A 15,534-nucleotide genomic window follows, 5' to 3' on the forward strand; every position below is an offset into this window, starting at 1 on the left:
TTCTAAGGAGTTAAGAAGAATTGCACTTCATGGTGTAATCTAGGCAAGAAAATTCTTTTTTTTATATTAATGTCAACTACATAAAAAGGACTAACGCATCGAAATTAACAGAAGTATTGCTGAAATATTTAACATCACTAGGATAAAATAGTTAATCTGATAAGATGAAAAATTAAATTCGGAATAAATATCTTATTTATTATAAAAAACCCAGCAAATGCTGGGTTAAAAACTTTTGTTATTTTATTAAATTTTAGTTGTAAACGTACGAGCAATAACATCACGTTGTTGTTCTGCTGTTAATGAGTTAAAACGTACTGCATAACCAGAAACACGAATTGTTAATTGTGGGTATTTTTCTGGGTGTTTTACAGCGTCTTCTAAAGTTTCACGACGAAGAACGTTCACATTTAAATGTTGACCACCTTCAACTTTTACAGTTGGAGCAACATCTAATGGAACTTCGCGATATTCGAATTGACCAAGTTCTGCAGTAGGAATGATTTGATCTTCTTTATAAACTGATTTAGCAGCTACACAACGAGCTTCTTTTGTAGAGTCGTCTAATAACCAGAAAGAGTTTAGAAGTGCTGAGTTGTCTGCTTTAGTAATTTGGATACCTGTAATCATTTTAAATCCTCCTAACGGGGCCTTATTGCCCTAAAATAATTATGGTTAATATAGCACTTTAAAAATTTGATAAAAGTCAAAAAAAACTATTGCTTCGATAAGTAATACCTTTAATTTCTATTTTCTTTTGTGATAGGTTATTATGTAGAAATATATTAGTTATTGCCCAGAAACACTGGCATTATTGATGAGTGATATCAAAATATGACAACAAAATTGACTTGGCATGAAGTTATTGGTGCAGAAAAACAAAAACTTTATTTTCAACAAATAATGCAATTTGTAAAGACTGAGCGTGCTAATGGCAAGATAATTTACCCGCCTCAGCATGATGTGTTTAATGCGTTTCGTTTTACACCATTTGATCAAATCAAAGTGGTGATTTTAGGGCAAGATCCTTATCATGGTCCTAATCAAGCTCACGGTCTTTCTTTTTCTGTTTTACCCGGAGTTAAGACACCACCATCGTTAGTTAATATTTATAAAGAACTGGCAACCAATATTGATGGTTTTACAATTCCTTCTCATGGCTATTTAGCTTCTTGGGCTGCTCAAGGTGTATTACTATTAAATAATGTGTTGACTGTTGAAGCGGGGCAAGCGCATTCTCATGCAAAAATAGGTTGGGAAACTTTTACTGATAATGTGATAGCGGCAATCGATGAGTATCTTGAAGGTGTGGTTTTTTTATTGTGGGGATCTCCTGCACAAAAAAAGGGGCAGTTTATTAATCGCCAAAAACATCATGTATTAACATCGGTGCATCCATCACCATTATCAGCTCATCGTGGATTTTTTGGCTGTAAGCACTTTTCCAAAGCGAATGATCTTATTATGCAACAAGGTAAAAAAGCAATAGATTGGCAACCAAGACTAGCGGAAAAACAAACATGAGTAATAATAAAAGACGCCGAACAAGTTTGCAGGAAATTGCAAATTTAATCGGGATTAGTAAAATGACAGTGAGTCGTTTTTTACGCAATCCCAATCTTGTATCTAAACCACTTCAATTACAAATTTCAGCCGCAATAGATAAGTTAGGATATATTCCTAATAAAGCTCCCGATATGCTGTCTAACGCTAAAAGTAATGCCATTGGTATTGTGTTCCCTTCTTTAACCAATCAGGTTTTCGCCGATATTTTAAAAGGTATTGAGATGGTGACTGATGTAAGAGGATATCAAACCATGATCACTCATACCGGATACAGTGCTGACAAAGAAGAGTTACGTTTACGCTCATTACTTTCTTATAATATTGACGGGTTAATTTTAACGGAAAGAACACATACTCCAGCAACATTAAAGATGATTGAAATTTCGGGTGTTCCTGTAGTTGAAATTATGGACAGTGTTTCACCTTGTATTGATATGGCTGTTGGATTTGATAATTTTACTGCAACCAAGAATATGATTGATAAAATGATAGATAAAGGCCGCCGTAATATTGTCTATTTTAGTGCAAGACAAGATCAACGAAGTATTATACGTCAAAAAGGATATGAAAAGGCTATGGAAGAAGTTGGGTTGACACCTCGGACGCTAGCGACTAAAGAAGCATCATCTTATGAATTAGGGGCAAGATTTTTGCATCAAATTTTAAAAGAGTTTCCTTGTGTTGATGGTATTTTTAGTACCAATGATGATTTGGCTTTAGGGGTATTACTTGAATGCCAACGGGTGGGGATTGAAGTGCCAAAACAGATAGCGATTGTTGGATTTCATGGACACCAAATTGGTCAATTTATGAATCCCAAATTGGCATCTATACAAACACCAAGAATTGAAATGGGAAAAATTGCAGCTGAGCTGTTATTAAAACGGATTAATGGTGAACAAATTAATAAAAAAGTGATTGATTTACCTGTTGAGTATTTAAACGGAGAAAGTATTTAATAAGGTAGAAGATGACATTGATAATGATTTAACCTTATCACGTTTAGTGATAAGGTTATTAGTAAATTATAACCCTTTAGGGTTTTCACCGTATTGGTTGCTGCCTGGTGTTGAGTCCAGTACGCAGAATACAAATATAATAATACCACCAATGTATGGAATAAGTTGTAACAAAACCCACCAACCTGATTTGCTTGTATCATGTAAGCGGCGTACAGTAACAGCTAAATTAGGAAGGATTAATGCCAACGTTAAGATAATAGTTACCACTAAAGGACTTCCAATCATTTTATCAATGATTATTGCGATAAAAGTTAAAATAGTAGCGAATAAAATGAACATCCAATATTCTGTACGACGAGCTCGTCCATTAAAATTTGCATAATTTTTTGTAATACAGTCAATAAACCAATTCATTCCTATATTCCTTTTTTAAATTAATTACTGAAATAAATTATTTGGGACGGCTGTTTTAATGAAAAAAAAACGAAAATAAAACTGATTTTTATCGTTAAATTTTTTTATTTTTATTTTTTATCAATATTTACATTGCCTATAAGGCTGTTGATTTCAGGTTTTCATAAAGTGATAACTATGTTAGAATTATCGCTCAGTGGTTATTTATACCAGCTAACAGATTATAGAAAATAACACTGAGGCCCTCCATGAAAATAGTTGAAGTAAAACACCCTCTTGTACGTCATAAAATTGGATTAATGCGTGAACACGATATTAGCACCAAAGACTTTCGTGATCTTGCCAGTGAAGTTGGCAGTTTATTAACTTATGAAGCAACGGCTGATCTACCTACTGAAACAGTAACAATAGACGGTTGGTGTGGACCTGTTCAAGTAGAACGTATTAAGGGTAAAAAAATTACGGTTGTACCTATTTTGCGTGCCGGCTTAGGTATGATGGATGGTGTGCTTGAGCATGTGCCAAGTGCCCGTATTAGCGTTGTCGGGTTTTACCGTAACGAAGAAACGTTAGAACCTGTTCCTTATTTTCAAAAACTAACCTCGGATATTGAAGAGCGAATGGCTTTAGTTGTTGATCCAATGTTAGCTACAGGTGGCTCAATGGTGGCGACAATCGATTTGCTTAAAAAAGCAGGTTGTAAAAATATTAAAGTATTAGTTTTAGTTGCCGCACCAGAAGGTATTAAAGTGCTTGAACAAGCTCACCCTGATGTTGAACTTTATACTGCATCGATTGATGAGAGGTTGAACGAAAAAGGCTACATATTACCTGGACTGGGTGATGCTGGAGACAAAATCTTCGGCACAAAATAAAATCTCAAAATTTAGACCGGTTAATCCGGTTTTTTTATGCCTGTTAATCAGGTAAGTTATACAATAAACTTCGTTAAGTAAGAGAGGCGAGATGTGAGCAATATCACAACAGATAAAACAAAAAATATAACATCACTGCATAAGCATTCTTGGCAAGATATTTTTACTGGAGCGCAAATGTTATTTGTCGCATTTGGTGCATTGGTGTTAGTTCCACTATTAACAGGGTTAAACCCGAATGTAGCTCTTTTTACTGCTGGAGTAGGTACTTTATTATTTCAATTGACAACTAAAGGTAAAGTTCCTGTATTTTTAGCGTCATCATTTGCTTTTATTGCCCCTATTTCATTTGGTGTTGCTCAATGGGGCATTCCTGCCACTTTAGGCGGTTTAGTGGCTGCGGGTTTTGTTTTTATGTTTTTTGCTTTTTTAGTAAAAATCAATGGTAGCCATGTTATTGACCGTATATTACCACCAGTTGTAACTGGACCAATTATTATGGTTATTGGTTTATCATTGGCACCTGTTACTATAGGTATGGCAATGGGTAAAGATAGTGGACTGCAAGCCGAAAATTATCAATTGATTATTATTTCAATGGCATCATTATTAACAACTTTAGTGGTTGCTATTTGGGCAAAAGGTTTTTTAAAATTATTACCTATTATTTCAGGTATTGTAGTTGGTTATACGCTCTCTTGCATGTTTGGTATTGTCAATTTCCTGCCTATTATTGACGCACCATGGTTTAAAGTTCCCGATTTCACTTTTCCTGAATTTCACTGGCAAGCCATTTTGTATATGATCCCAATTGTCATTGCGCCAACCATTGAACATGTTGGTGATATTATGGCGATTGGTTCGGTAACAGGTAAAGACTATACACGCGATCCCGGTTTACAGCGTACATTACTTGGTGATGGGCTAGCAACTTCGATGGCAGGATTTTTTGGTGGACCACCGTGTATTACTTATGCAGAAGTGATTGGTGCAGTAACGCTAACTCGCAATTTCAAAACTCGAGTAATGACATGGGCAGCTCTTTGGGCAATTTTAATGTCTTTTATCGGAAAAATTGGTGCATTTTTAAGTTCAATTCCAACTGTAGTAATGGGGGGGATTATGGTGTTACTGTTTGGTTCTATTGCATCAGTGGGCATTAATATCTTAGTTAAACATAAAGTCGATCTATCTGTACCGCGTAATATGTGTATTGTTTCATTAGTTTTAGTCTTTGGTATTGGAGGGATGATCTTTGATTTTGGCTCTTATACACTGCAAGGTATTAGTTTATGCGGTATTTTAGCTATTGTGTTAAATCTTATCTTGCCACATCAAGTCAAATCAACTAATAGCCACTAAATTAACTGCTATATCGTTGGTTATTTTTATAGCCAACGATATTTATAATATAACTGTATTAACCTATCACTCTTTTTAGCCTTTCTATTTTTTTGTGGCAAACCTATTTTTGCATTTTTAATCAATATGGTGGTTATCACACTTCATAGCAAGCACAAAATCTATGTATAGAATTATGCAGTTTTATAATCAATGGATGGATTGTTTCTTTTTATATGCTTATCGCTGTTTTTTGTCAAAAAGTTTCAGGTAAGTATGTGTTTCAGTATAAAAACACACTTATCAAAAAATAAGTGTGTTTTTAATGATAAACCGTTTTATTTGATTGGACGCATGGTTGGAAATAAAATTACGTCACGAATTGTATGACTGTTGGTAAATAGCATCACGGTACGGTCAATACCGATCCCAAGTCCTGCTGTAGGCGGTAAACCGTGCTCGAGCGCTGTAATATAATCTTCATCATAAAACATCGCTTCATCATCACCTGCATCTTTTTGTGATACTTGATCAGCAAAGCGTTGAGCTTGATCTTCAGCATCGTTAAGTTCTGAGAATCCATTGCCAATTTCACGACCACCAATAAAAAACTCAAATCGGTCTGTTACAAATGGGTTTTCGTCGTTACGGCGAGCAAGCGGTGATACTTCTGCTGGGTATTCGGTAATAAAAGTTGGTTGAATTAAGTTCGATTCAGCCACTTCTTCAAAAATTTCAGTCACAACACGACCAAGTCCCCAACCTTTTTCAATTTTAATGCCAATTGACTGTGCAATAGCACAAGCTTTATCAAAATCATCTAAGTCTGCATTATTGGTTTCAGGGCGGTAATGGCAAATGGCTTCACGCATGGTCATTTTGATAAATGGTTTACCAAAATCAAACGTATGTTCACCATATTGCACAACAGCATCACCTGTTACCGCAATAGCTAAACGACGGAATAATGTTTCTGTTAATACGATCAGATCTTTGTAATCAGCATAAGCCATGTACATTTCCATCATGGTAAATTCTGGATTATGTCTTGGTGATACGCCTTCATTTCGGAAGTTGCGATTAATTTCAAATACCCGCTCAAAGCCGCCTACAACTAATCGTTTTAGATAAAGTTCTGGCGCAATACGCATATACATATCTAAATCAAGCGCATTGTGATGCGTAATAAATGGTTTAGCTGATGCACCACCCGGAATTACCTGCATCATTGGCGTTTCGACTTCCATAAAGTGGTTTTCAATCATAAAGTTGCGGATTTCACTGACAACTTTGGAACGCGCTTTAAAAGTCTCTCTTGATTCTTGATTTGTGATAAGATCCAAGTAACGTTGACGGTAACGCATTTCTTGATCGGCAAGTCCATGAAACTTATCAGGTAATGGGCGAAGAGCTTTAGTTAATAAACGAATTTCTTCACAGTGGATAGAAAGCTCACCAGTTTTAGTCTTAAATAGGTAACCTTTAGCGCCGACAATATCTCCCAAATCCCATTTTTTAAATTGCTCGTTATAAAAACCTTCAGGGAGATCATCACGAGTAACATAAAGTTGGATTTGTCCAGCAACATCTTGTAGAGAAACAAACGAGGCTTTACCCATTATACGACGCATCATCATACGGCCAGCCACAGTTACAATAATTTTCTTTTCAATCAGTTCTTCGTTAGTTTTATCGCCATATTGTTTATGGAGATCACTAGAAATCGCATCACGGCGAAAATCATTAGGGAAAGCAATACCTTGTTCGCGAAGATGAGCGAGCTTTTCGCGACGTACTTTTAGTTCATTATTTAACTCTTCAATTTGGTTTTGTTGATCTTGCTGCTCTGTTGACATAGTTTTACCTTTTATTTATAACCAAGCGGTTTATAAACCTGCTTTTAAGCTTTCTTCAATAAATTGATCTAAATCGCCATCTAATACGGCCTGTGTATTACGAGTTTCAACGCCAGTACGCAAATCCTTGATACGCGAATCATCAAGTACGTAAGAGCGAATTTGGCTTCCCCAACCAATGTCAGATTTAGTCTCTTCCATTTGTTGTTTTTCAGCATTCTTTTTTTGCATCTCAAGCTCATACAGTTTTGCTTTTAACTGTTTCATTGCTTGATCTTTATTGCTGTGTTGTGAACGGTTATTTTGACATTGAGTAACAATACCCGTAGGAATATGAGTGATTCGTACAGCAGACTCAGTTTTATTTACATGTTGACCACCAGCACCTGACGCACGGTATACATCGATACGGAGATCGGCAGGGTTAATGTCGATATCAATATCATCATCAATTTCAGGATAAACAAATACAGAAGCAAACGAGGTATGGCGTCGATTGCCTGAGTCAAATGGACTTTTGCGAACTAGGCGGTGTACTCCAGTTTCTGTGCGTAACCAACCGTAAGCATAATCACCCGATACTTTAATCGTTGCCGATTTGATACCAGCAACATCACCATCCGATACTTCCATCACTTCAGTTGCAAAACCTTTTGATTCAGCCCAGCGTAAATACATCCTAAGTAACATTTCTGCCCAATCTTGTGCTTCAGTTCCCCCTGAGCCTGATTGGATATCTAAATAACAATCTGCACTATCATATTTACCAGAAAACATTCGTCGGAATTCAAGTCCAGCCAGTTTTTTCTCTAACTGTTCAAGTTCAAAATTAGTTTCATCGAAAGTATCTTGATCTTCAGCTTCAATAGCAAGTTCAAGCAAGCCTTCAACATCGTCAAGACCTTGAGTTAATGAATGAATGGTATTGATTATTTCATCAAGTGCAACGCGTTCTTTACCTAATGCTTGTGCTTTTTCTGGATCGGCCCATACTTCGGATTGCTCTAGCTCGGCATTGACTTCTTCTAGCCGTTCTTTTTTTAGATCATAGTCAAAGATACCCCCGAATCACGGCTGTGCGTTCGGTAAGTTCTGCTATCTTTGATTTAACTGGATTAATTTCAAACATGATTTAAATGGAGTTGCTCAGTTTTATGATTTATTAAACAAGCGTTCATTGTAGCGGATTTGGGCATAATTTAGCAATTGCCAATTACTATTTTTGACTTTGACTCAGTAAATAAAGCATTGCTCGAAAAGAAAAGATGGCGCACTAGGCGCCACTTTTTAAGGTGAAAAGAATATGAGTACAATCAAGTTATTTTTTTGCTTCAGCGTATAGCTCAGCAACTTTATCCCAGTTAACTACATTCCAAAATGCACCAATGTAATCAACACGGCGATTTTGATATTTCAAATAATAAGCATGTTCCCAAACATCTAGTGTTAAAATCGGCGTACCAGAAACACCAGCAAATTTTTCGCCCATTATCGGTGAATCTTGATTGGCTGTAGAAACAACTTCAAGTTTACCATTTTGTAATACTAACCAAGCCCAACCTGAACCAAATCGAGTTGCTGCCGCTGATGCAAATTTTTCTTTAAATGCATCAACTGAACCAAAATCTTTTTCGATGGCCGCTTTCAAATCGCCTTTTAGTTCAGTACCAACTTTTAATAGTTCCCAGAAAAGAGTGTGATTAACATGACCACCTACGTTATTTTTAATACCCGTAATTTTGTCAGCAGGTACTTTATCTAAATTTTTTAACAAAGTGCTAGGGCAAAGTTCTTTTAATTCAGCTGGCAAAGTTTCAAGAATGGCATTTGCATTGTTCACATAGGTTTGATGATGTTTATCGTGATGCAGATGCATAGTTTCAGAATCAATATAAGGTTCTAATGCATCATAAGCATAAGGTAATGGAGGTAAAGTATAAGCCATGAAATTTGCTCCTTTCATATATTAGGTATTATTAACTACTTTATTTCATGAGTATACGGGCTATTAGTATAGCTCTCAAACTATCACTTAGATAGTTAGTGACTATCTGTTATCAGAATGACTATTGCTTTTTCAATTCGTCTTCATTATTTGCTATAAATGGGGTATACATCATAATTGCGTGGTTTTCGCTGATGAGCTTTTCTTCAACATGGTTATCAATTAAATGTGTTTTACGTTGCCATATTTTATTATGTCTGGTATAACCTCCCCACCATTGTTGTTCAATACGATGATCGGTTTCTAGGATTTCATAATGATTACTTAAGGGGGTATCAGCAAGTAATTCGCCATGTAAATATTGATCATCAAGCCAAAGATTAAGCCGGTAAGTGCTATTGGTTTTATTGATTAACTGTAAATCTACATAGTTATAAGATAGGGTGGCGCCACAAGCAAAAGGAATCGTTCGATTAATATCAGGGAAAACATCAAAACTATGACGCCAACGTTCTATGATTGTAAGATCGGAGTGTAATACAATCCAATAAATCAAATTACCTAATTGGCATAATCCTCCACCAATATCTTTGCCTATCTGTCCATTATGTAATGATAGTCCTTCTAAAAATCCCCGTTTTTTGGATGGGCGTCCTACTTTTTGCCAGATCGAAAAACGTTGATTAGGCTTAATGATTGAACCATTAAGTTTTTCAATTGCTAATCTAAGATTAGTGATTTTGTTATATTGTAAATACATATCAACATCTTTTAGTTGTCTTAATAAAACAGACTGATGTTTTTTGTGTGAATAACAACATGTATTATTATTTATGTCGACAGCGCAATATGCGTTACGATGTCGCCACCAATCAAATTTTCGTTTTAAGATAAAATATTCTTTGCCTAATTTTAGCCTTAATTTACTGCGTTTTATCGGTTTATCGATAATAATATCCTGCATATTTTCCATTCCCTTATCGACAATATATAATCAGTCATTTTTCTAAAGGTGACAGATAGCGTTGGCTTAACTTGTCGAGAAAAGTGAAAAGTTTTTGATTCATTTCAGTGTAATCATGAGAGCGAAGCTTATCTGGTGTATCGACAAAGCGGTATTTTCCTGCTTGGCTAAGTTCCTTTTGTGAATGGGTAATTAATAATTCGACTACTTCAGGTGTTAACTCCATATGGCATTGGAAACCATAAACAAAATTACTGTATGCAATGATTTGACGAGGACATCCTTCACTATAAGCAATAATTTGAGCATCTTTGGTTAAACCCGGCATATCATTGTGCCAATGACCGACTTCTAATGTACTACCAAAATCAGTAAACAAAGGATTTGTTTTACCGATTTGAGTTAACATAATAGGGAATTTGCCAATTTCTTTTTCTGGGCTGTTGCTATAACTTGCCCCTAGAGCTTCGCCGATTAATTGTGAACCAAGACATACACCAATGACTACTTTCTCTGCTTTTATTGCTGATAAAATAATGGCTTGTTCTGCTTTAGAATCAAAATGAGCACATTCTTGTTTGGTCGTTGATGGTGACTGTGGACCGCCCATAACAATAAGAAAGTCGATATCATCAATGCTATTAGGAAGTGGTTCATTAAGGTAAACGCGAGAATAAGTTATAGTGTGATGATTATTTATCGCCCATTGTTCATAAGCTCCGGGCGCTTCAAAATCCTCATGAATAATAAAATGTATATGCATTAATAACTCCTTCTTGTCTATAAATATTATTATTAACATTATGATTTGATAAAATTTATATCAAAGGATATAAATTTATTTTTGAGTTATTATGAATAATTTATTTGCAATTGCAATACAGAATTTTGAACTAACACGATAAAAAACAGGTAAAAAGAAATTACTTAAAATATGAAACAACAGGGAAAGATAAATAAGAAAATCTGAAAATTGGCTCCTCCAACAGGACTCGAACCTGTGACATACGGATTAACAGTCCGCCGTTCTACCAACTGAACTATGGAGGAACCGAAATGTAGCGCGCATATTATAGATTTAATGGTGCTATGTCAATAGTTAAATTATTTTAAATGTTTTTTTTGTGTAAAATTTCCTCCTTTTATTATCATTCAAGTGTTAGGATTGTCTTGAATAAATGGCGCTGTCTAAGTAATTGCTGTGGGTGCGATCCTAGTTCATGTTGTGGAATAATCTGATTTAGCTCGCGATAATAATCAACCCAATAAGATAAAATCTCATTTGTCGCTAAATCTTTAAAATTCATTGGATATAATGCGAAATAATCATTACCTTGCTCAGTTTTAAAGGCATAAGTAATTAGTTCACTACAATAAAACCCATCTGCATTGGGATGAAAGCTGTGATTGTAAGGTGAACCCAAGCATTTCTTTACCCGCCTTAATGCATTTTGAATAACAACTAAATCATGGATTCTACCAATGATATTGTGCTTAGCTGCACAAATAAAATTAGTCAACAATTGTTCAATTACGCCATAGTTTTGCGTTGCTTCAATAACGGTATTATTTCCAATATATAAACCAACATGATTAATACTTTTGGTTATTTCATCTATCTTTGGCAATGCACCTGAAAGGCTTACAGCGCCATTAAAAGCATTATTTTTTTTTAGGCTTTGGAAGATAATATCTCCACATTGGATATTATTGTTTTTTAGCACGATAGCGCCATAGCGAAAACATTACACAAGTTGCAATAATAAATTTAAGCGCATCCACACCAACAAATGGCAGATAACCCACTTTTAAAGCATCAATTAGCGTGATGTGTAAATAGCCCATTAAATAGACAACGCCAAATACAAATAACAATTGATGCGCACAAGCGAATGCAATTAAACCTAAAATAAAGTGACGATCATAACCTCTTTCTGCTGCAAACCCTGCTAAATAGGCACTAAATACATAGCCATATAAGTAACCTGAAGATGGTGATGCTAACGCCATGATTCCACCACTACCATTGGCAAATAGCGGTAACCCAATTGCACCTAAAATAAGGTATTGGATTATTGCTAATGCACCTAGTTTACGACCTAAAAAAGCACCAATTAACAATACAGCCAATGATTGTAATGTAAATGGAACAGGGTAAGTTGGAATACTAATGTTAGCGGCTAATCCTAAAAGTAATGCTGCACTTGTTGTGGTTAATAATTTACGTTGCCAAGAAGATAAATTTACAAGTGTAGTGATAAATGTTGGATAATACGAAGTCGGTTGAAGTTTCATTATTTTCTACCTTTTATATAAATAGTAGAACTATAATAGCGCAACTATTGCTATTGTAAACTCTTTTGTTTTTAATTAGTTTACATTGGAGTGTGTAAGATATAGGATATTTTTATCACACTCTAAAATAAAGAGTGTGATAATTAAAATAATTTGTTACTTAAACTAAGTAAGGATTACTAACTCGTTCATGACCAAAACTAGACATAGGTCCGTGGCCTGGTACAAAAATAAAGTCATCCCCAAGTGGTAATAATTTGTTAGTGATTGATGAAATTAAATCGGCATGGTTGCCTCGTGGAAAATCAGTTCTTCCTATACTACTTTTAAATAATACATCGCCGACAAAAGCCAGCTTATCCAAATGGTTAATAAAAACAATATGTCCCGGAGTGTGACCCGGGCAAAAAAGTACATCAAGTCTAATATTACCAACTTGAATCTGCTCACCTTCTTTTAACCACCGATCAGGCAAAAAGCTATCAGTATAAGGAAAACCGAATTGTGTACTTTGTTGTGGTAAACTTGTTAATAGAAATTCATCTTCTTGGCTTGGTCCAATAATCTTCACATCATAATGTTTAGCCAATATAGTTGCAGCACCAACATGATCCAAATGTCCATGGGTTAATAAGATCTGCTTAATATTAACGCCTAGCTTTTCAACCGCTTTTATAAGCAGTTCGGGTTCACCTCCGGGATCAATAAATGCACCTTCCATGGTTTGATCGCACCAAATGATACTACAATTTTCTTGGAAAGTTGTAACTGGGATGATTTGGTACTGAAACATAGATTTATCTCCTTATTTCTTGCTGATGATTGGTTAGATTTCGTCCGTCTTCTTTTTTTAATTGTGCAAAAATAATGCTTGATAAAACGGTAATCATACCAAGTATAACAAATGTTAACTGAAATGCGTGAATAGTACCTGTTGTGGTGCTAATTAAGCGTAATAAAACAGCACCCAATCCGGTACCAAAACTAATTGCTAATTGTTGATTTACTGCCATTAAGCTATTTCCACTACTTGTATTGTCGTTTTCTAGATTAGCTAAGGTTATGCTATTCATGGCTGTGTATTGCATGGAGTTGATTCCACCGATACAAAATAGCAATAAACTGATAAGAATAAGTGGTGTCGATAAATTTAATACTGACATTAAAATAATCATTATGCCAGCTAAAATTGTATTAGTAACTAGTACGAAACGGTAACCTAAACGTGCTAAAATATGCGGAATAAAGATTCGAGTACAAATTGAAGCAATGGCCATTGGCATCAACATAATGCCGGCAAAAATAGCTGAATAACCAAATCCTACTTGTAATAATAGTGGAATAAGAAAAGGCACACCTGATATACCTAATCTGCAAATTAAATTTCCGATAATTCCTATTTTGAACGTACGGATTTTAAATAGCAATAGTGGGAATAATGGAGTTTGTTTCTTTTTTGCATATTCACGATAAATAAATAAAAAAAGTAGACTAATTGTCGCAAGTAGTAATGGACAATAATATGTCTGATTTTGGTTTAAAATCTCTACACTCAAAGTGGCGCTAATAAAGCTAACAACAATAAATATAAAGCCTAATAAATCAAAAGGCATGTGTTGGCCTTTTAAGTTAGGCATGTATTTCCAACTAATTATTATACCTAAAATACCAATGGGTAAATTAATAAAAAACACCCAGTGCCAACTTACCATATCAACCAGATATCCTCCCAATACAGGCCCTAAAACGGGACCAATTAATCCAGGAATCGTGGCAGTATTTAAAGCAGCTAAAAAATCACTACGCTTAAAAGATTTTATCAATACTAAACGTGATATAGGCACCATCATGGAGCCTCCAATGCCTTGGATTACTCGTGATATATCTAAAAAAATTAATGAATTAGATAAAGCGCAAAGTAATGAACCCAGTGTGAATAGTGAAACGGCCATGACAAAAATATTTCTAGTGCCAAATTTATCAGATAAAAAACCACTAACAGGAATAAATAATGCAAGGGTCAAAGCATAACTTATCACGGCTGATTGCATATTTAATGGGGACTCATTGAGGTCGTTAGCCATAGTGGGGAGGGCTGTATTTAATATCGAGGTATCAAGTGATTGCATAAAGAATGCAAACGCCGCAATCCACGGTAATATACGATAGACAAACGGTGGTAACTGTAATTCGCTATTCATTTTAATTTGGCCTAAAATTAATTTAAATGCTAGTGGAGCGGTTGGATATAAGCTCAAAAAATTAAGCTCTCTTATTTAGAGTTGATTAAGAAAGAGAGCTGATGAATGCTATTTTACAATATTATTTGTTAATGATTGGATTTTTTCTGATTCTTTACTGGTTTACCTTGCCAATAACCAGCCAGTAATGAGCCTGAAATATTGTGCCAAACAGAAAATACTGCAGCAGGCAGAGCCGATAAAGCCGAAAAGTAGGTGGTGCCTAAAGTAGCTGCAAGGGCAGAGTTTTGCATTCCTACTTCAAGTGACATGGTTCTGCAGGTTGATTCATCAAAACCAAATAAACGTCCTCCCCAGTAACCACCAAGCAATCCTAACGCATTATGAATCACAACTGCAAAAATAACAGTGCCCCCTACTTGGCCAATTTGAGTATGGCTACCTGCTACTACGATACAAATAATTAATAAAATACAAATCATTGATAAAAGTGGTAAAAATTGCTCACATTTTTTAACAATAGCATTTAAGAAATGGTGAACAATTAATCCTAATATAATCGGTATTAGTACAATCTGTACAATATGTACAAGCATTCCCCAAACAGGGACTTCAACTGTTGTTCCAACTAATAGTAGTGTTATCAGTGGTGTTATAACTACTCCCACAAGTGTCGAAACAGATGAAATTGTAACAGACAATGCAACATCACCTTTGGCAAGATAAATCATCACATTTGATGCTGTTCCGCTAGCTACGCTTCCAACTAACACCATGCCAACCAATAGTTCTGGTCTCATTGTAAACAGTTTTGCTAAAATTAGAGCAGTTAACGGCATAACAATATAATGTAGCAAAGTACAAATAACCACCGCTTTAGGTTTGGTGACTACACGTTTAAAATCATCAATACTTAATGTAACGCCCATGGTGAACATCACAAACATGAGTAATTGTGATGTATAGGGACGTATAGGTGTAAAAGTATCAGGAGAAAAATAGGCCATAACCGCACACAAAACTGCCCACAAAGGAAATAATCGGGTGAGAGAGGAAATAGATTGAGCAAATAGTTGATTCAATTGTCTAGCCATATAAACCTACTGTCGTTGGTT

At 35.3% G+C, this 15,534-nt stretch carries 16 protein-coding genes and 1 tRNA gene; 4 read left to right on the forward strand and 13 right to left on the reverse strand.

The genetic code is table 11. The features are described from left to right. Positions 1-246: 246 nt before the first annotated feature. Positions 247-630 (reverse strand): autonomous glycyl radical cofactor GrcA, encoded by a 384-nt coding sequence (gene grcA, locus A9G44_RS12655; RefSeq protein WP_034910787.1) that lies wholly within the window; start codon positions 628-630, stop codon positions 247-249. A 204-nt stretch (positions 631-834) separates the two neighbouring features. Between grcA and ung the strand changes: the two genes are divergently transcribed. Continuing rightward, the gene (gene ung / locus A9G44_RS12660) at positions 835-1,524 is read left to right on the forward strand and encodes a uracil-DNA glycosylase (protein WP_034910789.1); all 690 of its coding nucleotides are present in this window, start codon (positions 835-837) and stop codon (positions 1,522-1,524) included. After that, on the forward strand, positions 1,521-2,525 hold the full coding sequence (gntR, locus tag A9G44_RS12665) for a gluconate operon transcriptional repressor GntR (protein ID WP_065611474.1): 1,005 nt from the start codon (positions 1,521-1,523) through the stop codon (positions 2,523-2,525). Before ung ends, gntR begins: the two co-directional genes overlap by 4 nt. Before the next feature lie 66 nt (positions 2,526-2,591). Here gntR and A9G44_RS12670 read toward each other — a convergent pair whose 3' ends face one another. Beyond that, positions 2,592-2,942 (reverse strand): DUF805 domain-containing protein, encoded by a 351-nt coding sequence (locus tag A9G44_RS12670; protein ID WP_065611476.1) that lies wholly within the window; start codon positions 2,940-2,942, stop codon positions 2,592-2,594. A gap of 248 nt (positions 2,943-3,190) precedes the next feature. Between A9G44_RS12670 and upp the strand changes: the two genes are divergently transcribed. Both upp and A9G44_RS12680 read left to right on the forward strand, forming a co-directional pair. Next, a complete protein-coding gene (upp, locus tag A9G44_RS12675) occupies positions 3,191-3,817 on the forward strand; it encodes a uracil phosphoribosyltransferase (protein ID WP_034910795.1) in 627 nt (208 codons plus the stop codon). Positions 3,818-3,919: 102 nt separating this feature from the next. Further along, the gene (locus A9G44_RS12680) at positions 3,920-5,179 is read left to right on the forward strand and encodes a uracil-xanthine permease family protein (RefSeq protein ID WP_081298355.1); all 1,260 of its coding nucleotides are present in this window, start codon (positions 3,920-3,922) and stop codon (positions 5,177-5,179) included. Between the two features lie 317 nt (positions 5,180-5,496). Here A9G44_RS12680 and lysS read toward each other — a convergent pair whose 3' ends face one another. From lysS to panS, 11 genes are all read right to left on the reverse strand, one after another. Then, positions 5,497-7,014 (reverse strand): lysine--tRNA ligase, encoded by a 1,518-nt coding sequence (lysS, locus tag A9G44_RS12685; RefSeq protein ID WP_065561673.1) that lies wholly within the window; start codon positions 7,012-7,014, stop codon positions 5,497-5,499. Positions 7,015-7,044: 30 nt separating this feature from the next. After that, positions 7,045-8,143 (reverse strand): peptide chain release factor 2 gene (prfB, locus tag A9G44_RS12690; protein ID WP_143426420.1). Its coding sequence is split into 2 segments (ribosomal slippage): positions 7,045-8,067 and positions 8,069-8,143, totalling 1,098 coding nucleotides; the frame shifts between segments, so codons are not numbered across the junction. A 189-nt stretch (positions 8,144-8,332) separates the two neighbouring features. Then, on the reverse strand, positions 8,333-8,959 hold the full coding sequence (locus A9G44_RS12695; protein ID WP_065611480.1) for a Fe-Mn family superoxide dismutase: 627 nt from the start codon (positions 8,957-8,959) through the stop codon (positions 8,333-8,335). Positions 8,960-9,080: 121 nt separating this feature from the next. Next, positions 9,081-9,932 (reverse strand): VanW family protein, encoded by an 852-nt coding sequence (locus A9G44_RS12700; protein ID WP_218837605.1) that lies wholly within the window; start codon positions 9,930-9,932, stop codon positions 9,081-9,083. 25 nt (positions 9,933-9,957) lie between these two features. Beyond that, positions 9,958-10,686, reverse strand: coding sequence for a type 1 glutamine amidotransferase (locus A9G44_RS12705; RefSeq protein WP_065611484.1), 729 nt, complete (start codon positions 10,684-10,686; stop codon positions 9,958-9,960). Between the two features lie 211 nt (positions 10,687-10,897). After that, positions 10,898-10,973 (reverse strand) — tRNA-Asn (locus A9G44_RS12710). A gap of 98 nt (positions 10,974-11,071) precedes the next feature. Then, positions 11,072-11,647 (reverse strand): YiiX/YebB-like N1pC/P60 family cysteine hydrolase, encoded by a 576-nt coding sequence (locus A9G44_RS12715; RefSeq protein WP_034910810.1) that lies wholly within the window; start codon positions 11,645-11,647, stop codon positions 11,072-11,074. Continuing rightward, a complete protein-coding gene (locus tag A9G44_RS12720; protein WP_051634174.1) occupies positions 11,631-12,218 on the reverse strand; it encodes a biotin transporter BioY in 588 nt (195 codons plus the stop codon). Before A9G44_RS12720 ends, A9G44_RS12715 begins: the two co-directional genes overlap by 17 nt. 160 nt (positions 12,219-12,378) lie before the next feature. Then, complete coding sequence (locus A9G44_RS12725; RefSeq protein ID WP_065611486.1) at positions 12,379-13,011, reverse strand: MBL fold metallo-hydrolase; 633 nt, start codon at positions 13,009-13,011, stop codon at positions 12,379-12,381. 4 nt (positions 13,012-13,015) lie between these two features. After that, positions 13,016-14,419 (reverse strand): DHA2 family efflux MFS transporter permease subunit, encoded by a 1,404-nt coding sequence (locus A9G44_RS12730; protein WP_065611521.1) that lies wholly within the window; start codon positions 14,417-14,419, stop codon positions 13,016-13,018. A 128-nt stretch (positions 14,420-14,547) separates the two neighbouring features. Next, positions 14,548-15,513 carry a ketopantoate/pantoate/pantothenate transporter PanS gene (gene panS, locus A9G44_RS12735; RefSeq protein WP_065611488.1) on the reverse strand — a complete coding sequence of 322 codons (966 nt, stop codon included), beginning with the start codon at positions 15,511-15,513 and terminating at the stop codon, positions 14,548-14,550. Positions 15,514-15,534: the final 21 nt, after the last annotated feature.

The sequence above is a fragment of the Gilliamella sp. Occ4-3 genome, from assembly GCF_001690675.1.
Lineage (GTDB): Bacteria > Pseudomonadota > Gammaproteobacteria > Enterobacterales > Orbaceae > Gilliamella > Gilliamella bombi.